Annotated in this window: 26 protein-coding genes; 3 read left to right on the top strand and 23 right to left on the bottom strand. The window is 46.4% G+C overall.

Features of this window, described 5'->3' with window-relative positions:
• Positions 1–9 precede the first annotated feature (9 nt).
• Genes tatB through hisI form a run of 5 tightly spaced genes read right to left on the bottom strand, consistent with a single transcriptional unit; the run spans position 10 to position 1,989 of the window.
• Positions 10–486: a Sec-independent protein translocase protein TatB gene (tatB, locus tag FD963_RS00635; protein ID WP_215362485.1), complete on the bottom strand. Its 477-nt coding sequence runs from the start codon at positions 484–486 to the stop codon at positions 10–12.
• Positions 487–531: 45 nt separating this feature from the next.
• Positions 532–753, bottom strand: a complete 222-nt coding sequence (gene tatA / locus FD963_RS00630; RefSeq protein WP_215362484.1) for a Sec-independent protein translocase subunit TatA — start codon at positions 751–753, stop codon at positions 532–534.
• Between the two features lie 16 nt (positions 754–769).
• Positions 770–1,126 carry a histidine triad nucleotide-binding protein gene (locus FD963_RS00625; RefSeq protein WP_215362483.1) on the bottom strand — a complete coding sequence of 119 codons (357 nt, stop codon included), beginning with the start codon at positions 1,124–1,126 and terminating at the stop codon, positions 770–772.
• Between the two features lie 24 nt (positions 1,127–1,150).
• Positions 1,151–1,552, bottom strand: a complete 402-nt coding sequence (locus FD963_RS00620; RefSeq protein ID WP_215362482.1) for a phosphoribosyl-ATP diphosphatase — start codon at positions 1,550–1,552, stop codon at positions 1,151–1,153.
• 41 nt (positions 1,553–1,593) lie between these two features.
• Positions 1,594–1,989: a phosphoribosyl-AMP cyclohydrolase gene (gene hisI, locus FD963_RS00615; RefSeq protein WP_215362481.1), complete on the bottom strand. Its 396-nt coding sequence runs from the start codon at positions 1,987–1,989 to the stop codon at positions 1,594–1,596.
• Positions 1,990–2,128: 139 nt separating this feature from the next.
• Here hisI and FD963_RS00610 point away from each other — a divergent pair, with 139 nt between their 5' ends.
• Positions 2,129–2,323, top strand: coding sequence for a type II toxin-antitoxin system HicA family toxin (locus FD963_RS00610; protein ID WP_215362480.1), 195 nt, complete (start codon positions 2,129–2,131; stop codon positions 2,321–2,323).
• Positions 2,323–2,715 carry a type II toxin-antitoxin system HicB family antitoxin gene (locus tag FD963_RS00605; RefSeq protein ID WP_215363731.1) on the top strand — a complete coding sequence of 131 codons (393 nt, stop codon included), beginning with the start codon at positions 2,323–2,325 and terminating at the stop codon, positions 2,713–2,715. The genes FD963_RS00610 and FD963_RS00605 overlap by 1 nt, the downstream gene beginning before the upstream one ends.
• Positions 2,716–2,724: 9 nt before the next feature.
• On the opposite strand, the gene hisF is transcribed toward FD963_RS00605, so the two are convergent.
• The 4 genes from hisF to hisB are packed head-to-tail and all read right to left on the bottom strand — an operon-like array spanning position 2,725 to position 5,558.
• The gene (hisF, locus tag FD963_RS00600) at positions 2,725–3,483 is read right to left on the bottom strand and encodes an imidazole glycerol phosphate synthase subunit HisF (protein WP_215362479.1); all 759 of its coding nucleotides are present in this window, start codon (positions 3,481–3,483) and stop codon (positions 2,725–2,727) included.
• Entirely contained in the window at positions 3,483–4,244 is a 762-nt protein-coding gene (gene hisA / locus FD963_RS00595) for a 1-(5-phosphoribosyl)-5-[(5-phosphoribosylamino)methylideneamino]imidazole-4-carboxamide isomerase (protein ID WP_215362478.1), read from the bottom strand. The genes hisF and hisA overlap by 1 nt, the downstream gene beginning before the upstream one ends.
• 18 nt (positions 4,245–4,262) lie before the next feature.
• Positions 4,263–4,919 (bottom strand): imidazole glycerol phosphate synthase subunit HisH, encoded by a 657-nt coding sequence (gene hisH, locus FD963_RS00590; protein WP_215362477.1) that lies wholly within the window; start codon positions 4,917–4,919, stop codon positions 4,263–4,265.
• Positions 4,920–4,970: 51 nt separating this feature from the next.
• The gene (gene hisB / locus FD963_RS00585; RefSeq protein ID WP_215362476.1) at positions 4,971–5,558 is read right to left on the bottom strand and encodes an imidazoleglycerol-phosphate dehydratase HisB; all 588 of its coding nucleotides are present in this window, start codon (positions 5,556–5,558) and stop codon (positions 4,971–4,973) included.
• A 116-nt stretch (positions 5,559–5,674) separates the two neighbouring features.
• On the opposite strand from hisB, the gene hisC reads away from it, so the two are divergent.
• Complete coding sequence (gene hisC, locus FD963_RS00580) at positions 5,675–6,742, top strand: histidinol-phosphate transaminase (RefSeq protein ID WP_215362475.1); 1,068 nt, start codon at positions 5,675–5,677, stop codon at positions 6,740–6,742.
• Positions 6,743–6,753: 11 nt separating this feature from the next.
• Here hisC and hisD read toward each other — a convergent pair whose 3' ends face one another.
• The 14 genes from hisD to FD963_RS00510 all read right to left on the bottom strand — a co-directional run bounded on the left by hisD (position 6,754) and on the right by FD963_RS00510 (position 22,046).
• The gene (hisD, locus tag FD963_RS00575) at positions 6,754–8,076 is read right to left on the bottom strand and encodes a histidinol dehydrogenase (protein ID WP_215362474.1); all 1,323 of its coding nucleotides are present in this window, start codon (positions 8,074–8,076) and stop codon (positions 6,754–6,756) included.
• Positions 8,077–8,103: 27 nt separating this feature from the next.
• A complete protein-coding gene (gene hisG, locus FD963_RS00570; RefSeq protein ID WP_215362473.1) occupies positions 8,104–8,730 on the bottom strand; it encodes an ATP phosphoribosyltransferase in 627 nt (208 codons plus the stop codon).
• Between the two features lie 20 nt (positions 8,731–8,750).
• Positions 8,751–10,025 (bottom strand): UDP-N-acetylglucosamine 1-carboxyvinyltransferase, encoded by a 1,275-nt coding sequence (murA, locus tag FD963_RS00565; RefSeq protein WP_215362472.1) that lies wholly within the window; start codon positions 10,023–10,025, stop codon positions 8,751–8,753.
• A 49-nt stretch (positions 10,026–10,074) separates the two neighbouring features.
• Complete coding sequence (locus tag FD963_RS00560) at positions 10,075–10,323, bottom strand: BolA family protein (RefSeq protein WP_215362471.1); 249 nt, start codon at positions 10,321–10,323, stop codon at positions 10,075–10,077.
• A 33-nt stretch (positions 10,324–10,356) separates the two neighbouring features.
• The gene (locus tag FD963_RS00555) at positions 10,357–11,145 is read right to left on the bottom strand and encodes an ABC transporter permease (RefSeq protein WP_215362470.1); all 789 of its coding nucleotides are present in this window, start codon (positions 11,143–11,145) and stop codon (positions 10,357–10,359) included.
• Positions 11,142–11,894, bottom strand: a complete 753-nt coding sequence (locus tag FD963_RS00550) for an ABC transporter ATP-binding protein (RefSeq protein WP_215363729.1) — start codon at positions 11,892–11,894, stop codon at positions 11,142–11,144. Before FD963_RS00550 ends, FD963_RS00555 begins: the two co-directional genes overlap by 4 nt.
• 5 nt (positions 11,895–11,899) lie before the next feature.
• The gene (locus tag FD963_RS00545; RefSeq protein WP_215362469.1) at positions 11,900–12,157 is read right to left on the bottom strand and encodes a lipid asymmetry maintenance protein MlaB; all 258 of its coding nucleotides are present in this window, start codon (positions 12,155–12,157) and stop codon (positions 11,900–11,902) included.
• A gap of 18 nt (positions 12,158–12,175) precedes the next feature.
• Positions 12,176–12,817 (bottom strand): phospholipid-binding protein MlaC, encoded by a 642-nt coding sequence (locus tag FD963_RS00540; protein ID WP_215362468.1) that lies wholly within the window; start codon positions 12,815–12,817, stop codon positions 12,176–12,178.
• A 69-nt stretch (positions 12,818–12,886) separates the two neighbouring features.
• Positions 12,887–13,639 (bottom strand): VacJ family lipoprotein, encoded by a 753-nt coding sequence (locus tag FD963_RS00535; protein ID WP_251367246.1) that lies wholly within the window; start codon positions 13,637–13,639, stop codon positions 12,887–12,889.
• Positions 13,636–14,118, bottom strand: a complete 483-nt coding sequence (mlaD, locus tag FD963_RS00530) for an outer membrane lipid asymmetry maintenance protein MlaD (protein ID WP_215362467.1) — start codon at positions 14,116–14,118, stop codon at positions 13,636–13,638. Before mlaD ends, FD963_RS00535 begins: the two co-directional genes overlap by 4 nt.
• A gap of 21 nt (positions 14,119–14,139) precedes the next feature.
• Complete coding sequence (mlaE, locus tag FD963_RS00525) at positions 14,140–14,928, bottom strand: lipid asymmetry maintenance ABC transporter permease subunit MlaE (RefSeq protein ID WP_215321295.1); 789 nt, start codon at positions 14,926–14,928, stop codon at positions 14,140–14,142.
• Positions 14,925–15,779 (bottom strand): ABC transporter ATP-binding protein, encoded by an 855-nt coding sequence (locus tag FD963_RS00520; RefSeq protein ID WP_215362466.1) that lies wholly within the window; start codon positions 15,777–15,779, stop codon positions 14,925–14,927. Before FD963_RS00520 ends, mlaE begins: the two co-directional genes overlap by 4 nt.
• Before the next feature lie 10 nt (positions 15,780–15,789).
• Entirely contained in the window at positions 15,790–17,253 is a 1,464-nt protein-coding gene (locus FD963_RS00515; RefSeq protein ID WP_215362465.1) for a glutamate synthase subunit beta, read from the bottom strand.
• A gap of 47 nt (positions 17,254–17,300) precedes the next feature.
• Positions 17,301–22,046: a glutamate synthase-related protein gene (locus FD963_RS00510; RefSeq protein ID WP_215362464.1), complete on the bottom strand. Its 4,746-nt coding sequence runs from the start codon at positions 22,044–22,046 to the stop codon at positions 17,301–17,303.
• Positions 22,047–22,202 lie beyond the last annotated feature (156 nt).

Genomic DNA, 22,202 nt, shown 5'->3' with positions numbered 1-22,202 from the left:
CTATTATTTTTATTTGCCAGCGCTGTGATGAAAACGCTTCATCCTGGCAGCACCAGATTGCACCCGAGTACGAATGCCTGCGGAACGTTTGAACCAAAGCGGCCTTGCAGCACGGCGTACACCCCAGCTATTGCGTCCTTGACGCTTAGTATTGCGCAGCACTTCTTTTTCATCTAAGGGCGGCTTATCAAAGCTCGTTTCAAAAATATCTGCTTGATCGCTTAAGTTAGCGCCAGCCTCTTGAACCGTAGAGCCGATGCTGTTTTCAACCTCTTTGAGAGTGGCAGCAGTTTCTTCTCGAAACTTTTTAAATTCTTCCACCTCCATCTGACGACTCACTTCAGACTTGACGTCGGCCATATAGCGCTGCGCACGGCCAAACAAATTACCAGCCATGCGAGCCACTTTAGGCAGGCGCTCCGGCCCAACCACCACCAGAGCAACTACAGCAATCAGCGCAAGTTTTGAAACTCCGAGATCAATCATTTAACGCAGTTATTTAAATGCAGCATGAGTTTCAAATATGCACAATTATTTATTTACGTCTTTAGCTTGCACATCAACAGTCTTGTCTGCTGTTGCAGTACTTTGTTGAATTTGCTCTTTAGGCTCGTCAGCAGTTTTCATGCCATCCTTAAAGCCTTTTACAGCGCCACCTAAATCTTGGCCGATATTGCGCAATTTTTTGGTACCGAATACCAACATCACGATCACCAAAACAATCAACCAATGCCAAATGCTAAATGAACCCATCTTTAATCTCCTTGGATTATTTTTTCCAGGGGCGGGGACCGCCCATCACATGTAAGTGCAAGTGATAAACCTCCTGCCCACCATCCGCACCATTGTTCACCATCAACCTAAAGCCACCATCCTTACCAGGACGACAGCCTTGCTCTTTGGCAAGACGCGGTGCTAACTCCATCATTCTACCCAGCAAAGGGGCATCTATGCTTTCTGTTGACTCCAGCATAGGGATATGTTTTTTTGGAATCATCAGAAAATGGATTGGCGCTGCTGGGTGGATATCTTTAAAAGCATAGATCTCTTCATCCTCATAGACCTTCTGGGAGGGAATCAAACCTTGAGTAATCTTACAAAACAGGCAATTAGGATCGTGTGACATACTTTTTCTCGTATTTATCCGTACTTACTCTTTACCAGCAGCTTTTCTAGCAGCCTTCTCTTCGATACCGGAAGTTCCCAGACGACGATCAAGCTCGGCAATGACATCTTCCGGGCGTAGGTTAAATTGAGACAAAGCAATCAAGCAGTGAAACCACAAATCAGCCATTTCGCCCACCAAGAGCTTTTGCTGATCAGCCGCCAAATTAGAATTACGCGCATCTTTTGCGGCCATAACGGCCTCAGTCGCTTCTTCACCAATCTTTTTCAAGATCCCGTCATCACCCTTTGAAAAGAGCAAAGCGGTATATGAAGTTTTAGGATCTGCTTGACCCGCCTTAAACGCATCACGACGTTGATCCACCACATCCGCCAAATGAGCGAATGCAGAATCTAAATTAGAAGGTTTATTTGCAGAACTAGTCATCTGGTCATTTTATGTCTTTTAAGCAAAAGACTTTAGGTTCTCTATTTTTTAGAAACGGACTCATCAACCCAAACCGACTTAGCTGAGTCCCAATGCATAAAGAAGCAACTGTGCTCACCGGTATGGCAAGCAATGCCATCTTTTTGCTCAACTAAAAGCAAAATCGTATCGCCGTCACAATCCAAGCGAATGTCTTTTACTTTCTGGGTGTGGCCAGATTCTTCGCCTTTGTGCCATAACTTCTGTCTAGACCGAGTCCAATAAACCGCCTCCCCTAAACGGATAGTCTCTAACAAAGCGTCGCGATTCATCCAGGCCATCATCAAGATATCCTTGCTGCCAACTTCTTGGGCAATTACTGGAACCAATCCTTGATCATTCCAAGTCACCGCCTCTAATAAGGCCTGGTGTTGTGAGTTTTTATTCGTATCTGACATTTGTCCAATTTTGACAGAATTGTTAAGGGCTGCCCAAATAAGCAATCGCCTTCGACTTACTGCAACAGCCCGTCCGACTCACTAGATAGACAATAACCCTGTTAGTGTGTATGATGTGTATAAAATTTATAATGCATTAATGAATAGCAAAGAACTAATCAAGGCATTAGAAAAAGATGGTTGGGTATTGCGGGGCTCAAAAGGCTCTCATCATGTTTTTAACCATCCCCGCAAAGCTGGGCACATTACGGTTCCTCACCCTAAAAAGGATCTGGGAATTGGATTGGTTCAAAAGCTACTGAAACAAGCAGGAATTAAAATGAAGGATGAATGATGAAATATCCAATTGCTATTGAACCGGGTGGAGATAAGTTAGCGTGGGGTGTAATTATTCCCGATATGCCAGGTTGTTTTTCTGCTGCTGACAGCGGAATTGATGAGGCAATTGAGAATGCCAAAGAAGCGATTGAGCTTTGGATTGAAGCTGCATTAGACGCGGGCGAAGATATACCAAAGCCCAGCTCTATTACCGACCTACAAAAGAAGAAAGAGTTCAAAGGATATATCTGGGCAATTGCTGAGATTGACCCGGCATTACTGTCGGACGATATCGAAAGAGTAAATATCTCTTTACCAAAAAGGGTTCTAGCAAGATTAGATGCTAAGGCCAAATCTGCTGGTGAAAATCGCTCCGCCTTTATCGCGCATATGGCGATTAGGGCTTAAGAACACCGATTAAATCCGAACCGGAATTCCTTGGGCTGCCATATATTCTTTTGCCTGCTCGACGGTGTAATCACCATAGTGAAAAATACTAGCGGCCAATACTGCATCTGCATGGCCCTTAGTAATGCCGTCGACTAAATGCTGCAAATTACCAACGCCGCCAGAGGCAATCACGGGAACAGAAACCGCATCACTTACTGCGGCTGTTAGAGCCAAGTCAAAGCCATCCTTGCTGCCATCGCGGTTCATGCTAGTTAAAAGAATCTCACCTGCACCACGTTTAGCCACTTCAGTGGCCCACGTGACTACATCCATTCCAGTCGCAGTTCTACCGCCATGGGTAAATACCTCCCAATTGCCAGCTTCAGTTTGCTTGGCATCAATCGCCACCACAATACATTGAGAACCGTAATAAGCGGCTGCATCGGAAACTAAATCGGGGTTAGCTACCGCAGAAGAATTCATACTTACCTTATCTGCGCCGGCATTGAGTAAGCGACGCACATCAGCCACTGCACGCACACCACCGCCAACAGTAAGCGGAATAAAAACTTGCGATGCCACATCCTCAATGATGTGCAAAATCAGATCGCGTCCATCAGAGGTGGCGGTGATATCTAAAAACGTCAGCTCATCAGCGCCCTGTGTGTCATACCGTTTTGCAATTTCGACGGGATCGCCCGCGTCTCTGAGGCCAACAAAGTTAACACCCTTAACAACGCGCCCTGCCGTGACATCAAGACAAGGAATAATTCGCTTCGTTAACACTAGATGATTTTCTTTGCGTACTTGAGGGTTAACTCATCAGCATATTTTTGAGCGGCCGCAAGATCAAGGTCGCCCGCGTATATAGAGCGGCCAGCAATCACGCCCATGACCCCCTCTTCTTCCGCCTTGCACAGCGCATCAATATCTTGATTATTTGATAGTCCACCACTGGCAATCACTGGAATGCGAATGGCTTGAGCCAGCTTGATTGTGGCTTCAATGTTGACGCCCTTGAGCATGCCATCCCGACCAATATCGGTATAGATAATGGCTTCTACACCCCAATCTTCAAACTTCTTGGCAAGATCAATCACTTCATGGCCAGTAATCTTGCTCCAGCCGTCAGTAGCGACTTTGCCATCGCGCGCATCTAAACCAACCATGACATGGCCTGGAAATGCTGTGCAGGCATCCTGAACAAAGCCGGGATTCTTTACGGCTGCGGTACCAATGATGACAGTGCTAATACCGTCATCTAATAAACGTTCAATGGTTTCAAGATCACGAATACCACCACCAAGTTGCACAGGGATTTCGTTGCCAACCGCTTTGAGAATCGATTTAATCGCGGCTTCATTTTTGAGCTTGCCGGCAAATGCGCCGTTGAGATCCACTAAATGTAAGCGTCGAGCGCCTTTGCTAATCCAATGCGCAGCCATTGCGCCAGGGTCTTCTGAAAATACCGTAGCTTTATCCATATCACCTTGTTCGAGTCGAACACAGTGGCCGTCTTTTAGATCAATTGCGGGAATCAGCAGCATAGCGAATGGTTAGAAATATTAAGGTTGCCAAGAAACAAAATTTTTATAAAGCTTTAAACCGTATTCTGCACTTTTTTCTGGATGAAATTGAGTTGCAAAAATATTATCTCGCGCCACCGCAGAAGTAAACCAATCGCCATATTCAGTAGAACCAGCTGTATCTTCATTACGCTGCGGCACAACATAGTAGCTATGCACAAAATAAAAGCTCGTTAAATCAGGTATGCCATCCCAAAGCGGGTGTTTTCGGTCTTGGCGCACTTGGTTCCAGCCCATATGAGGGACTTTATAGGAGGAGCCATCTGGCTGCTTTTGACCAACCAGCTCAAAACGACGCACTTCCCCAGGAATCAAGCCTAAGCAAGGTGTCCATTGCTCGGTAGCGCGTACCTCTGCACTTCTATCAAAGAGCATTTGTTCACCTACACAGACCCCTAAAAGCGGCTTGCTTTTAGAAGCTTCCAGCAAGGCATCCAACAATCCAGATTCTTCTAGATGCTTCATACAATCTGGCATAGCGCCTTGTCCAGGCAAAACGACACGATCTGCAGCGTGGATCTCTTCTGGCTGATGAGCAATCAATACATTGTCATCAGGTGCAACATGATGAAATGCTTGATATACGGAACGAAGATTACCCATTCCATAGTCGACGATCGCAATGGTTTGCGCCAAAATTTACCTGTTATCTACTGTTGTCTTCTGAGCAACCGTGGGGAGTCTAGATTACAGACTTCCTTTGGTTGAAGGAATGGTGCCTGAAGCACGCGGATCAACCGCCAAGGCCATACGCAAAGCGCGACCAAAAGCCTTGAACACAGTTTCAATTTGGTGGTGCGCATTAATACCGCGCAAATTATCGATGTGCAAAGTGACTCCAGCGTGGTTCACAAAACCACGGAAGAACTCAATGCTGAGATCCACGTCAAAATCACCTACGCGTGCACGGGTAAATGGAACGTTGAATTCCAAACCTGGGCGACCAGAGAAATCAATCACTACACGAGAAAGTGTTTCATCCAAAGGAACATAGGAGTGACCGTAACGAGTAATACCCGCCTTATCGCCCACCGCTTTGGCAAAAGCCTGGCCTAGCGTGATTCCCACATCTTCAACGGTGTGGTGATCATCAATATGGGTATCGCCATTTGCAACCACTTTGAGGTCAATCATGCCGTGACGGGCTATCTGATCGAGCATATGATCTAGAAAAGGAACCCCGGAGGCTAGCTCAGCCTTACCGGTTCCATCTAGATTGATGGAAATCTGAATTTTGGTTTCCGAAGTGTTTCGGGTGACGTCGGCTTGCCGCATGCTTCATTGCGCCGCGAGGCGAAGTGTTGATTGAAGCCTCATAATATCATTCCTAGAAGAGATTTAAATATCGATATCACTGCACTTTTATCCCGATTTTTGACCTGAGAACCCTCATGAGCCGTTTTTGGAGCCCCGTTGTTCAAACCCTAACCCCCTATGTTCCGGGGGAACAACCGCAAATGCAGCGGCTGGTAAAACTCAATACCAATGAGAGCCCCTATGGTCCATCGCCCAAAGCACTTGCTGCCATTGAGAGTCAAAACACCGCGGATTTGCGCCTTTATCCTGATCCAGAAGGTGCAGCCTTAAAACAAGCCATCGCTAAATTACATGGCTTAGATGCAAATCAAGTCTTTGTAGGCAATGGCTCCGATGAAGTGTTGGCGCACGTCTTTGCTGGATTACTCAAGCAAAGTAAACCGGTACAGTTTCCAGATATAACGTATAGCTTCTATCCCGTTTACTGCAAACTTTTTGGAATTAATGCCCAAATAGTTCCCTTGGACGAAAATTTTGAGATTAAAACTGCTGACTACCAGTCTCCCAATGGCGGAATTATTTTCCCCAACCCTAATGCTCCTACCGGTAGATCAATTCCCCGCTCAGAAATTGAAGCGCTGCTCTTGCGCAACAAAGATTCAGTAGTTGTTATTGATGAGGCTTACGTCGATTACGGAACTGAATCTTGCATTCCACTGTTGCGTGGCGCTGACTGTCCAGAAAATTTATTAGTAGTTCACACGCTCTCCAAGTCCCGCGCCCTAGCTGGTCTACGTGTCGGATTTGCCGTTGGCCATCCAGCTTTGATTGAGGGCTTAGAACGAGTCAAGAATAGTTTTAACTCTTACCCCTTGGGACGCCTTGCTCAAGCTGGTGCGGTTGCAGCCATTGAGGACCAAGCGCACCTAGAAGCAACTTCAGCCAAAGTGATGCAAACCAGAACAAAGTTAATTGAGCAACTCGATGTTTTGGGATTTGCAACCCTGCCTTCGACTGCTAACTTTATTTTCACTCGCCATCCGAAACATGCTGGTGCCAAGTTATATCAAGCCTTAAGGGATCGCGGCATCATCGTGCGTCACTTCAAATCGCCACGTATCGAAGAGTTCTTGAGAATTACGATTGGCACAGACGAACAAAGCAATGAACTTGTTGCTGCTTTAAAAGAAATTCTGAGTTAAGTTTTTTGGAATTACTTTTTTAAGCGCATCTCAGCTGCGCGTGCATGGGCTTGTAAGCCCTCACCGTGAGCCAACGTGCTAGCAACGGCACCCAAGGTTTGAGCGCCAGCCTCACTCACCTCAATCATGCTCGAGCGCTTGATGAAGTCATACACACCCAATGGCGAAGAGAATCGCGCGGTGCGCGCAGTCGGTAAAACGTGATTGGGGCCCGCACAATAATCACCCAAAGATTCACTAGTGTAGTTACCCATGAAGATGGCGCCCGCATGACGAATTTGGTCAGCCCACTGACGTGGATCGGCAGCGCAAATCTCTAAGTGCTCAGCAGCAATCGCATTAGCAATCTCACAGGCCTCAGACATATCCTTTACCTGTATTAACAAGGCACGATTTGTTAGGGAAGTTTCAATCACCTTTGCTCTTGGCATTTCTGGGAGGAGCTTATTGATGCTTGCTTGCACTTGTTCAATATATGCAGCATCTGGACAGAGCAAGATCGACTGCGCCTGCTCATCATGTTCCGCCTGAGAGAACAGATCCATTGCAACCCAATCCGGAGGAGTAGATCCATCACAAAGAACCAAAATTTCTGATGGGCCAGCGATCATATCGATGCCTACTATGCCAAAGACTCTGCGTTTGGCTGCAGCCACATAGGCATTGCCAGGTCCAACAATCTTATCAACCGAAGGAATAGTTTTTGTACCGTAAGCCAAAGCGCCAACTGCCTGAGCGCCGCCGATCGTAAAGACGCGATCTACACCAGCAAGATAAGCCGCTGCCAATACTAAAGGATTGCGCGCACCATCAGGGGTGGGCACCACCATAATCACCTCGGCAATACCCGCTACTTTTGCAGGAATAGCATTCATTAGCACGGATGATGGATAAGCTGCTTTGCCACCCGGCACATAAATGCCAACACGATCAAGTGGAGTTACTTTTTGACCGAGACGCGTTCCATCAGTCTCTTCGTACTCCCAAGAGTGACAACCCGCTTCAATCTTTTGTTTCTCGTGATAAGCACGCACTCTTTGTGCCGCAATATCGAGGGCATTTTTTTGCTCCACAGATAAAGACTGATAAGCCTGCTCTAAATCTTTGCGAGAAATCTCTAAATCAGAAACACTTGCCACATTCAAGCGGTCAAACTGTTTTGTAAAGCCTAGAACCGCCTCATCACCTTGAGCCTTGACTGCTGCCAAAATTTTCAATACTGCAGCGTCTATCGCCTCATCATCTGCAGTAGGCAAGGACAAACTCGACAACAGAATTTCTCTGAAGCCTGCATCGTTGCTATTGAGGCGCTTAACTTTAATGTTTGAAGGCATGGGGAAAGACTTCTCTTCTAGCTACTATTACTTCAGTAGCTCAAAAATAGGTTGTAGCTGCGCGCGCTTGCGTTTGTATGAAGCTTGATTGACCACTAGGCGAGCGCTGATATCAGCAATTGGCTCAACTTCCACTAAGCCGTTCGCTTTGAGCGTATTACCAGTAGACACCAGATCCACAATCGCATCTGCCAAGCCGACCAAAGGAGCGAGCTCCATCGAACCGTACAGATGAATCGTATCAATGTGGACACCTTTATTGGCAAAGTGTTCACGCGCGCAATTGACGTACTTTGTTGCGACTTTTAAGCGGGAACCTTGCTTTACAGCGGCAGCGTAATCAAATCCTTCGCGGACCGCGACAGACATGCGGCACTTGGCAATCTTTAAGTCGTAAGGGACGTATAAACCATCGCTCCCTTTTTCCATTAATACATCCAACCCAGCTACTCCAAAATCAGCGCCGCCAAATTGCACATAAGTAGGCACATCTGAGGCGCGAACAATAATGAGACGAACATCAGGATTAGAGGTCTCAATAATGAGTTTGCGTGACTTCTCAGGATCCTCCAGCGGCACTATGCCGACCTTGGACAAGATCTCTGCAGTTTCTTCGAAGATGCGCCCTTTGGAGAGGGCTAAAGTCAATTTCATGGACTAATTATCCATCAGCCTTACTTCACGCGCTCAATATTGGCGCCTAAGAGGGTTAACTTCTGCTCCATGCGGTCATAGCCACGATCTAAGTGGTAAATCCGGTCTACTTGGGTTTCGCCTTGGGCGGCCAATCCAGCAATCACCAAACTAGCCGAGGCCCGCAAATCGGTAGCCATCACAATCGCACCTGAGAGCTTCTCTACTCCCTGGGCAATCGCAGTATTGCCTTCAATAGCAATGTCCGCACCCAAACGATTGAGTTCTTGAACGTGCATAAAGCGGTTTTCAAAAATCGTTTCTGTAATCGTTGAGTTACCCGATGCGATTGCATTTACTGTCATCAATTGAGCTTGCATATCTGTCGGAAACGCTGGGTATTCAGAAGTGCGGAAATTGACTGCTTTAGGGCGACCTTGCATGGACGCCTTAATCCAATCAGGGCCGATCTCCATGTGCAGACCAGCCTCTTTTAACTTAACAATCACAGCATCCAAAGTATCTGGGCGACAGTGTTTGACTGTAATCTCCCCACCAGTGGCGGCAACTGCACATAAGAATGTGCCCGCTTCAATGCGATCAGGGATAACCGAATGCTCAGCGCCGTGAAGTTTTTCCACCCCCTCAATCACTAGACGATCGCTACCAATTCCAGAAATCTTCGCACCCATCTTCACTAACAATTCAGCCAAGTCACCAACCTCAGGCTCGCGTGCAGCATTTTCTAAAATGGTAGTGCCTGACGCCAAAGTGGCAGCCATCAATAAATTCTCAGTACCGGTTACGGTAATCATGTCAGTCAGGATGGAGGCGCCTTTTAAGCGATCCGACTGTGGCTTGGTTTCAGCCTGAATGTAGCCGCTCTTAATTTTGATACTCGCGCCCATCGCCTTCAAGCCCTTGATGTGCTGATCTACTGGACGTGCGCCAATTGCGCAACCACCCGGCAATGAAACTTTAGCGCTATGCATTCTGGCCAAAAGTGGGCCAAGCACCAAGATGGAAGCACGCATAGTCTTCACCATCTCATAAGTCGCTTCTGAACTTTTAATAACCGCTGCAGTCAGCACCATGTGACTATGATCACCAGCACTTGGGAAATCGACTGTTACACCAATTTCTTGTAAAAGCTTGAGCATGGTACGCACGTCTTGCAAATCAGGAACATTGCGCAATACAACTGGTTGATCAGTTAATAGACAAGCGCACAGAATGGGCAATGCGGCATTTTTAGCGCCAGCAATGACTACCTCTCCATTGAGAGGAGTGCCGCCAACCATTCGTAATTTATCCATGAAACGATTCCAGTAAAAACTTAGTTATTGATGTGCAATGCGGCAATTTTTATGCTGTTGAATTGTGTGCAAATTCTTCAGGCGTAAACGCCTTAATGGATAAAGCATGAACTTCCGCCTTCATGCGATCACCCATTGCGCCATATACCAACTGATGACGTTGCACCAAACGCTTACCCTCAAACTCAGGGCTCACGATGGTTGCAAAAAAGTGCTGGCCATCGCCTTCAACCTGAATGTGGGTGCAGGCTAGCCCTTGCTTGATATAGCCTTCAATTTGTTCTGGGGTGGGTAGCATTTCTTTTCCTAATCAAACTTGGGTTTTCAACAATTAATAACGGAGCTTATAGCCCTTTTGTAATAGGCGCAAAGCAATGACTGACACAACCACAAAGAAGCAGAACACAATCACTAAGCTGCTCCAAGGGGAGTTATCTGAAACCCCAAAAAAGCCGTAACGGAAGCCGTCAATCATGTAAAAGAACGGATTGAAATGTGACACTACTTGCCACGCTTGCGGTAAGGAATGAATCGAGTAGAAGACGCCTGACAGCATCGTTGCGGGCATGATGATGAAGTTCTGAAAAGCGGCTAACTGGTCATATTTATCAGCCCAGATACCGGCTATCAAACCAAGACTTCCCAAAATTGCTGCGCCCAAGAAAGCAAATGCCAAAATCCATAATGGATATTCCAAAGTAGGCGTTGCAAACCAAATGGTAATCAATAACACCCCTAGCCCCACAACAATTCCCCGAAATACTGCAGCCAAAATATAAGCAGAGTAAAACTCGAAATGACTCAGGGGGGCCAACAAAACAAACACTAAGTTGCCGGTGACTTTAGATTGAATCAAAGAAGATGAAGTATTTGCAAAAGCATTTTGCAAGACACTCATCATCACAAGCCCAGGAATTAAGAAGGCTGTGTAACTTAAACGTCCGTAGACTTCTCTGCCCTCAAGAACATGGCCAAAGATCATTAGGTAGAGGACGGCTGTAAGCACCGGTGCAGCCACCGTCTGGAAGGCCACTTTATAAAAGCGCTTTACCTCTTTAAACAATAGGGTAGGAAAACCGCTGCCATACTCTAGGGCAGGTCGATTGAGGCCATGCTTCATTGCGCACTCCCCGACATGATGTTGACGAAAACTTCTTCTAAGTCTGTTTTACCTTCACCATCTTTTTTGACAGATCCATAACGACTTAATAAATTAGCAGTGGTATCTAGCGCCACAATCTTGCCTTGTTTGAGCATTGCAATGCGTTGACACAAAGCTTCTGCCTCTTCCAGGTAATGGGTAGTCAGGACAATCGTATGACCGTCTTGATTCAGCCGACTAATGAATTGCCATAAGGATTGACGTAACTCAACATCCACTCCAGCGGTTGGTTCGTCCAAAATAATGACAGGCGGCCTATGAACTAGAGCCTGTGCGACAAGCACTCGACGCTTCATTCCACCAGACAAGGAGCGCATATTGCTATCCGCTTTGGAGGTGAGATCAAGATTAGCCATAATCTCATCAATCCACGCATCATTATTTTTAATCCCGAAATAGCCAGATTGAAAACGTAAAGTCTCACGCACAGTAAAGAAGGGATCAAAGACCAGCTCTTGGGGAACCACACCCAGCATCCGGCGTGCCTCACGAAACCCCCTCTGAACATCAGCACCCATAATGGCCGCATGCCCATGGCTAGGCCTCACTAGGCCAGCCAATATAGAAATCAAGGTAGTTTTGCCGGCACCATTCGGACCCAATAAACCAAAAAATTCCCCCGGCTCAATGGCCAGTGAAACATCATCTAAGGCCTGAAGCGCGCCATATTGCTTGGATATATTTTGGATGGAAATTGCAGGATGCATCGTCATTACAAGCCCAGCAAAGCAGAAACACCATAAACACCTGCCAAAACCTTGAGCTTTGCTGGTGCATGCTCTACCGAAATGGATTGCCCATCAGCCATAAGCTTTTTTTGCCATGCCAATAAAACAGTGAGTACGGTGGAATCAAAATCTTTTAATTCGGAGCAATCAATCGAGCGTAAGTTTGGGCTATTTAACAAGCCTTCTTTTTGCAACTGCAATGCATTTTCTTGCGTCACTTTTTTAGGCAAAAGAAATGGCATGATGTCTGTGCTTAACAATTAATTGGCCGGTTTAGCAGTAGCTAATTGCTTATTGCGGTCTTGCAAAAACTTCACCAAACCTTCAATGCCGTTTTGACTAATTTGGTTAGAGAACTGATTGCGATAAGCCTCAACCAACCAAACACCCATGATGTTCATGTCGTAGACCTTCCACCCATTAGCTGTTTTTTCAAGGCGGTAATCTAAAGGCACTGGATCGCCACGACCAAGTACTACAGTTTTAACAACCACTTCTTTATCATCAGGTGCGGCACGTAAAGCCTTAAATTGCACAGTTTGATCACGTAGCTGGCTCAAAGCACCCGAATATGTCCGAATGAGCAGATTCTTAAACTCGGAAGTCAGTTGAGCCTGTTGCTCAGGCGTTGCCTTTTTCCAGTTGGGGCCCATCGCCATTTCTGTAGTGCGACGCATATCGGTATATGGAACAATTTTCTTCTCAACTAATTCCACAACTTTGGGGATATTGCCTTTTTGGATATCGGGATCAGCCTTCACCGTTGCCATCACCTCAGTAACCACCATCTTAATCAGAGCGTCTGGGGGTGTTGATTGATCAGGAGTTTGAGCAAAAACAGTGCTGACCGAGAACATTAAGCCCGCAAAAATGAAACTGGAGATTGTTTTAAAGCTTTTCATATTGCCGCCCACTGTCTTTATCTAAATTGAGACTGATTTTAGTCGCTTCATACTGCATTGCTAAATTGTTTATTGGTATGGATTCTCATAAACTGGCATCTGAGGCTCTTCATCATCTCGACCCTCATTAATTTGATAAGCCCGCCTCTGAATATACGCATCACGCATAAAGCTGTACTTATCAATTGCAGCGCCATCCAATAAATCACCAGCCTCGTAATAAGTATTGCGTGCGTTCACCACACGCAAACCAGTAATACTGTTTCGTAAACCAATGTTCTTCACAAAGCTAAATAGATAGTCCGACTCTAAGTCACCCACAGTACCAACAGTGTCACGCACGTTACTTGGGCCAAAGAAAGGTAAGACCACATAAGGCCCCGAGGGCACACCCCAAACACCCAAAGTTTGACCCCAGTCTTCCTTATGCTTTTCCAGCCCGCCAGGGGTTGCTAGATCGATAAGCCCACCCAAGCCCATTGTTGTGTTGACCACTACGCGCATGAAGTCATTAAACGCATAATCTGGCTTACCTTGCAACAAGTTAAACAAGGCAGTGTAAATATCGTTGTAGTTACTAAAAAAGTTATATATTCCATCGCGTACAAATTCAGGCAATACAAAGCGATAGCCTGCAACTACCGGCTTGAGAAGATAAGCATCTAAGCCTTCATTAAATTCAAAGACTGAGCGATTGAATGGCTCCCAAGGGTCTTGGGGGGAGCGCTCTACGCCAGCAGGAATGGATGCGCAACCAATTAAAGAGGCAGTCAAACTAAGCAAGATTGCCATCTTGAGTTTGCGCATGAGGAGCAACGTCACTTTGCTGCGCCCTTTTCTTGGCCGCTATCTGCTGCTTTGTTGTAAAGGAACTGGCTAATCAAATTTTCCAAAACAATTGCTGATTGTGTCTGCGCAATCTTTTCGCCATTGGTCAACATATCATCTGACCCGCCCGCCTCAAGACCAATGTATTGCTCACCCAATAAACCGGATGTCAAAATCTTAGCGGAAGAATCCTTCGGAAACTTATAGGAGTCCTCAATAGTCATCACCACTGTTGCTTGATAGGTTTTGTCATCGAAGGAAATGTTGGCAATTCTGCCAACCACCACACCAGCACTTTTCACTGGTGCGCGAGGCTTAAGGCCACCGATATTGTCAAAACGTGCAGAAATTTTGTATGTAGGCGCAAATGACACTGCATTCATATTGCCAACTTTCAGTGCGAGGAATAGAGCTGCCAGCAAACCAATGGCAACAAAGATTCCTACCCAGATATCAATTGCACTTTTTCTCATAAGAGCCCCAGTTTATTCTTTCTAATTTGAGAACATCATCGCGGTTAGCAAGAAATCCAATGCTAAAACCGATAAAGAAGAGATCACCACCGTACGAGTAGTGGCTTGCGAAACGCCTTCAGGTGTGGGTTTGGATTCATAGCCCTGATACAGGGCAATAAAAGTGACCGCCACACCAAACACCATGCTTTTAATTAAGCCATTGCCAATATCTGAAAACAGATCAACTCCGCCTTGCATCTGTGACCAGAAGGCGCCCGAGTCGACTCCAATCAAAGGCACGCCAACCAGGTAGCCCCCAAGAACGCCGACCGCTGTAAAAATAGTTGCCAAGATTGGCATGGAAATAATGCCAGCCCAAAGTCGCGGTGCAATCACGCGCCCTAAGGGGTCAACTGCCATCATTTCCATGGCAGTTAATTGTTCTCCAGCCTTCATCAGGCCAATCTCCGCAGTTAAGGAAGTGCCAGCCCTACCGGCAAACAAAAGAGCGGTAATGACGGGACCCAATTCACGAGTTAATGAGAGGGCAACCAATAGGCCAAGCGCTTGCTCTGAGCCATAACGATTTAAGGTGTAGTAACCCTGCAAACCCAAAACGAATCCCACAAATAACCCTGAGACTGCAATGATCACAAAAGAATGATTGCCAACAAACAGAATTTGATCAATCACTAAACGAGGTCTTTTGAGTAAAAATCCTGAGCGTGCGATCACTGCTGCAAACATGCGAGCAGCCAAACCCAGACTACTTAGATTGCGACGTACAAAGAATCCAAGATCACCAAACAGATTCAGAAGTGTGGTCATGAGGCAATCACTCCAAAATCTTCTTCCAAGCTTTTTCCTGGGTAATGAAAAGGCACGGGGCCATCTGGCGCTGCATCTAAAAATTGCCTGACAAATGGATCGACTGAGCGACTCAATTCTTCAGGAGTTCCTTCTGCGCCAATGCGGCCATTCGCAATGAAATATACGTAATCAGCAATGGCAAAAGTCTCTTCAACATCGTGCGTAACCAATAAACTCGTAGCCCCCAGGGCGTTATTCAGATCACGAATTAAGCGCGCTGTAATACCAAGAGAAATAGGATCCAGACCAGCAAATGGCTCGTCGTACATGATGAGGGGTGGATCTAAAGCAATTGCTCTAGCGAGTGCAACACGCCTTGCCATACCACCAGAAATTTGTGAAGGCATTAAATCTCTCGCACCGCGCAAACCCACCGCATTCAACTTCATAAGCACTAAGGAGTGCAATAGTTCTTCACTGAGATCCGTATGTTCGCGGAGAGGAAAGGCTACGTTTTCAAAAACACTCAGGTCAGTGAACAATGCGCCAAACTGAAAAAGCATTCCCATGCGACGACGGGCAGCCATCAACTCGGCACCATTCATCTTGCCAATGTCTTGACCTTCAAATAAAACTTGACCTGATTGAGCATTAAATTGCCCGCCGATCAAACGAAGGATGGTGGTCTTGCCACATCCGGAGCCGCCCATCACAGCCACTACCTGGCCGCGTCGAAACTCCATGTTGAGTCCAGACAGAATCTGCCGCTCACCTGGAGCATAGGAAAAGTTGACGTCTTTAATAGAGACGACAACTTCATCTGCAGCTTGCTTACTTACATCCAATGAGTTTGGCTGGCTACTGTTCATATCCCCGATATTATCGGGGTAAAACAGATGACCCCATTAAATACTGGTCTACTGCTTGGGCGCATTGACGACCCTCACGAATTGCCCAAACCACCAAAGATTGTCCCCGACGCATATCGCCAGCAGCAAATACCTTAGGAACGTTCGTTTGGTAGGCATTTTGACCATCTACAGTTGCTTTTGCATTACCGCGAGCATCTTTCTCAACGCCAAACGCGTTCAATACCTGCTGAACTGGGGATACAAAACCCATAGCCAAAAGTACTAAATCTGCCTTAATTTCGAATTCTGAGTTTGGCACTTCTGCCATCTTGCCGTCTTTCCACTCCAGACGAACACCAATCAGCTTCTCAACTTTGCCGTTTTTGCCTTCAAAACGCTTAGTACCAACAGACCAGTCGCGATCACAACCCTCTTCATGAGAGGAAGAAGTGCGTAATTTCGTTGGCCAATATGGCCACACTAAAGGCGTGTTCTCAACCTCTGGGGGCTGAGGGAGTAATTCAAACTGAGTAATCTTGGTTGCGCCGTGACGGTTTGAAGTACCAACGCAGTCAGAACCCGTATCGCCACCACCGATAACAACTACATGCTTATCTGTTGCACGAATTTCATTCTTTAAATCGCCAGCATTTTCTTTATTTTGTGGAATCAGGAATTCCAATGCATAGTGCACGCCAGCCAACTCACGGCCTGGAACAGGCAAATCACGTGGCTGTTCTGCGCCACCAGTGATCACTACCGCATCAAAATCTTTCATCAACTGTTCAGGAGAAACTGTCTTGTTGGAGTAATTTTTTACTTCAGCACCAATGGCTTCTTTTCCAACAAAAACACCTGTCTCAAATTTCACACCTTCAGCTTGCATCTGCTCAACGCGACGATCAATCAACCACTTTTCCATTTTGAAATCAGGAATGCCGTAGCGGAGTAAACCACCAACACGATCATTCTTTTCAAACACGGTCACGTCATGGCCGACACGCGCCAATTGCTGTGCAGCCGCCATACCTGCAGGTCCACCACCAACAACCGCTACTTTCTTACCTGTCTTGGTCTTAGATGGCTGAGGCTTAACCCAACCACTCTCCCAGCCTTTATCAATAATGGCGTGCTCAATAGACTTAATACCAACTGCAGTGCTATTAATGCCCAGAGTACAAGCAGCCTCACAAGGAGCTGGACAAATACGGCCAGTAAATTCTGGGAAGTTATTGGTTGATTGCAAAACATCTAACGCATTCTTCCAATCGCTATGAAATACCAAGTCATTGAAATCCGGAATGATGTTGTTAACTGGGCAACCGTTATTACAAAACGGGATACCGCAATCCATACATCGCGCACCCTGAACTTTAGCTTCTTCATCAGTTAAAGCAGCAACAAACTCTTTGTAATGATGGAGGCGTTTAACCGGCGCTTCGTATGTCTCGCCGACGCGCTCAAACTCCATAAATCCAGTGACCTTACCCATATCGAATCCTTAGTATCTTTTCTTAATGTCTTTATTAATTAAGTGGCTTATGCCGTAACAGTTTTGTTTTGAGCCTTTTCCCACAATTCACCTAGAGCACGCTTGTACTCAGTTGGGAGAACCTTCACAAAGCGACTGCGGGTATTTTCCCAATCAGCCAAGATTGCCTTAGCGCGCTCAGAGCCAGTGTGACGGAAATGACGCTCGATCAAGCCCTTCAAAATTTGCTCGTCCGTCAAACGCTCACCGCCGTCTTTCACATCGATAGGAGCATGCCATTCTGACTTCGGCATCTTGGCGATCTGTTCAGCAGAAGGCAGTACTTTTTCCAAAGTCGCCATACTGGTGTTGCAACGCTTATCGAACAATCCATCCTCGTCGTAAACGTAAGCAATGCCACCGCTCATACCTGCAGCAAAGTTACGGCCTGTTGCGCCCAATACAACCACTGTTCCACCAGTCATGTACTCACAACCATGGTCGCCAGTACCCTCAACAACCGTTGTAGCGCCAGAGTTACGAACTGCGAAACGCTCACCAGCTACGCCATTAAAGAAGGCTTCACCAGCAATTGCGCCGTAGAGAACAGTATTACCAACAATGATGTTCTTGGCGGTATCACCACGGAACTCATGAGGAGCACGAACAATTACGCGTCCGCCTGATAAACCTTTGCCAACGTAGTCATTGCCGTCGCCAACTAAGTCTAATGTGATGCCGCGTGACAAGAAGGCTGCAAAGCTTTGACCAGCTGTGCCATTCAATTGAATGTGAATCGTGTCATCTGGCAAACCTGCGTGACCATAACGCTGCGCAACTTCTCCAGAGAGCATTGCGCCTACAGTACGGTTCACGTTCTTCACCGGAACAATGAAGGAAACCTTCTCGCCACGCTCTAATGCAGGCTCACTCTTCTCGATCAAGATGTTATCCAGAGCACTGGCTAAGCCGTGATCTTGGGTTAACACTTGGTAACGTGGAACTTCGCTTGCTACTTGTGGTTCAGCAAATATCTTGCTGAAATCTAAGCCATGCACTTTCCAGTTTTCAATGCCTTTACGGGTATCCAAGAAATCAACGCGGCCAATTAAGTCATCAAACTTGCGAATGCCGAGTTGCGCCATGATCTCGCGAGCCTCTTCAGCAATAAAGAAGAAGAAATTCACCACATGCTCAGGTTTGCCTGAGAATTTCTTACGCAGCTCTGGGTCTTGTGTAGCAACGCCAACTGGGCAGGTATTCAAATGACACTTACGCATCATGATGCAGCCTTCAACTACCAACGGCGCTGTCGCAAAACCAAACTCATCTGCGCCTAACAAAGCCCCGATCACTACGTCACGGCCGGTTTTCATTTGGCCGTCAGCCTGAACACGAATACGGCTGCGCAAACCATTGAGAACCAATGTTTGCTGTGTTTCAGCTAAGCCGAGTTCCCATGGAGAGCCAGCGTGCTTGATTGAAGACAGTGGAGATGCGCCAGTACCGCCATCATGACCAGCGATCACAACGTGGTCTGCTTTCGCTTTTGCCACACCAGCAGCAATAGTTCCAACACCCACTTCAGATACCAGCTTGACAGAAACGTCAGCCTTTGGATTAACGTTCTTCAAGTCATGAATCAATTGAGCAATATCTTCAATCGAATAAATGTCATGGTGCGGAGGAGGAGAAATCAAACCAACGCCCGGCACAGAGAAACGCAACTTACCGATGTAATCGGAAACCTTGCCACCAGGCAATTGACCGCCTTCACCCGGCTTGGCGCCTTGGGCCATCTTGATCTGAATCTGATCAGCAGATCGCAAGTACTCTGTAGTCACACCAAAACGACCAGAAGCAACCTGCTTAATCTTGGAGCGCAATGAGTCGCCATCCAATAATGGAATATTGGCTTCAACCACATCACTACCCAAGATGCTGGCTAAAGTCTCGCCCTTCTTGATTGGAATACCCTTGAGCTCGTTCACATAACGATTTGGATCCTCTCCACCTTCACCAGTATTGGACTTGCCGCCAATACGGTTCATGGCGATCGCCAAAGTAGCATGCGCCTCAGTAGAGATAGAGCCCAAAGACATCGCGCCCGTTGCAAAACGCTTAACGATTTCTTTTGCAGACTCCACTTCATCCAAAGGAATCGCCTTTGCTGGATCGATCTTGAATTCAAACAAACCGCGCAAAGTCATTTGACGCTTAGTTTGATCATTGATGATGTTGGCGTACTCTTTATAAGTCTGATAGCCCTTCTCAGCACCAATACGGGTGGAGTGTTGTAACTTCGCAATCGTGTCTGGCGTCCACATATGATTCTCACCACGAATACGGAAAGCATATTCGCCACCAGCATCAAGCATGTTGGTCAAGACTGGGTCATTACCAAATGCGGCTGTATGCATGCGCAATGCTTCTTCAGCCACTTCAAATACACCGATACCGCCCACGTTTGATGGAGTACCTTTGAAGTATTGATCAATGATGTCGTGATTTAAACCAATGGCTTCAAAAATCTGTGAGCCGGTGTAAGACATATAGGTAGAGATGCCCATTTTGGACATCACCTTTTGCAGACCCTTACCTACAGCTTTTACAAAGTTCTTCACTGCTTTTTCAGCAGATAAATCTCCAGACAATCCTTTGGCCATTTCAGCCAAAGTTTCCATGGCGAGGTATGGATGAATGGCTTCTGCACCATAACCAGCCAAGAGTGCAAAGTGATGAGTCTCACGTGCGCTGCCAGTTTCAACCACTAGGCCAACACTGGTGCGCAAACCTTTTTGCACCAAATGCTGGTGAATAGCAGAAGTTGCCAACAAAGCAGGAATGGCAACATGCTTCTCATCAACCTGACGATCACTCACGATCAAAATGTTGTAGCCAGAACGTACGGCATCTGCGGCTTCAGCGCACAAGGAAGCCAAGCGAGCTTCAATGCCAGCCTTGCCCCATGAGGCTGGATAGCAAATATCCAATTCGTAAGAACGGAATTTGCCGTTGGTGTAGTGACCAATGTGGCGAATCTTGGTGATGTCATCAAAATCCAAAATCGGCTGACTGACTTCCAAACGCATTGGCGGGTTGATGTTGTTGGTATCTAACAAATTCGGCTTAGGCCCAATGAAAGAAACCAAAGACATCACCATATTCTCGCGAATCGAGTCGATTGGAGGATTGGTAACCTGCGCAAATAATTGCTTGAAGTAGTTATAGAGAGGCTTGTCCTTATTAGAAAGAACAGCCAATGGGCTGTCATTACCCATTGAACCAATAGCCTCTTCACCATTCATGGCCATTGGAGCCATCAAGAATTTGATGTCTTCTTGCGTATAACCAAATGCCTGTTGACGGTCTAATAATTTAGCTGCCGGACGAATAGTCGTTTTCTCGTCAATCAAATCTGCTTTGCTGGCATCAACTTCATCTAGCTTGACACGAACCGCATCAATCCAGCTCTTATATGGCTTTGCTTTAGAAACGGCATTCTTCAGCTCAACGTCATCAATGATGCGGCCTTGTTCCATGTCGATCATGAACATCTTGCCTGGTTGCAAACGCCATTTTTGAACGATCTTGCTTTCAGGAATTGGCAACACACCCGCTTCAGAACCCATGATGACCAAATCATCATCCGTTACGTAATAACGTGCCGGGCGCAAACCATTGCGATCCAAGGTTGCGCCAATTTGACGACCATCAGTAAATGCCATCGCCGCAGGTCCATCCCATGGCTCCATCATCGCTGCGTGATATTCGTAGAAGGCACGGCGATTGTCGTCCATCAATGCATGCTGTTCCCATGCCTCAGGAATCATCATCATCATAGCTTGAGCTAATGGGTAGCCGGACATCACAAGCAACTCTAAGCAGTTATCAAAACACGCAGTATCTGACTGACCTGGATAAATTAATGGCCAGAGTTTTTGCAAATCATCGCCAAGCACTGGGGAGCTAATTGCGCCCTCACGTGCATTCACCCAATTGACGTTACCTTTAACAGTGTTGATCTCACCGTTGTGCGCAATCATGCGATACGGATGCGCTAATTCCCATGCAGGGAAAGTATTAGTTGAGAAACGTTGATGCACTAAAGCAAGCGCGGATACAGCGCGCTTGTCTTGCAAGTCTTGGTAATAAGCGCCGACTTGATTCGCTAACAGCAAACCCTTGTAAACAATGGTTCTAGCGGACATTGATGCAACGAAATATTCTTTACCGTGCTTCAAATGCAAATCTTGAATTGCATGACTTGCTGTTTTACGAATCACATACAACTTACGCTCGAGAGCATCGGTTGTCATGATGTCGCGACCACGACCAATAAAAATTTGACGGATAAATGGCTCTGTCATTTGTACAGTTGGAGACATCGGCAATTTCACATCTACCGGAACATCTCTCCAACCCAAAACTACCTGACCTTCTAAACGCACAGTGCGCTCTAATTCTTGTTCACATGCCAGACGTGAAGCATGCTCTTTCGGCAAGAAAATCATGCCAACGCCATACTCACCTAATGGTGGCAAAGTCACACCTTGCTTAGCCATTTCTTCGCGATACAAAGTATCTGGGATCTGAATCAAGATACCGGCGCCATCACCCATTAACGGATCAGCACCAACGGCTCCCCGGTGATCTAAGTTCTCAAGGATCTGTAAACCCTGAGAAACGATCTCATGAGATTTCTTGCCTTTGATATGCGCAACGAATCCTACGCCGCAAGCGTCATGCTCATTACTAGGGTCATATAAACCATGAGCGATAGGGCGAAGATCTGTATTTAATTTTGTAGTCATAGTATTTCCGAGGGGCGACAAAGGCCTAATTACTTTTGGAGGATCCAATATAGGTGAATACCCACACCGATGCAATAGAAATAAAATGAGTCTGTCCCATTTATTTAGATGTCGCACCAATATGAATTCTATATATGGGGACAGAGTCGCAATACT

This window comes from Polynucleobacter sp. JS-JIR-II-50 (genome assembly GCF_018687895.1).
Lineage (GTDB): Bacteria > Pseudomonadota > Gammaproteobacteria > Burkholderiales > Burkholderiaceae > Polynucleobacter.
The sequence above is the reverse complement of the archived record's forward strand: the minus strand, read 5'-3'. Positions and strand labels throughout refer to the sequence as shown.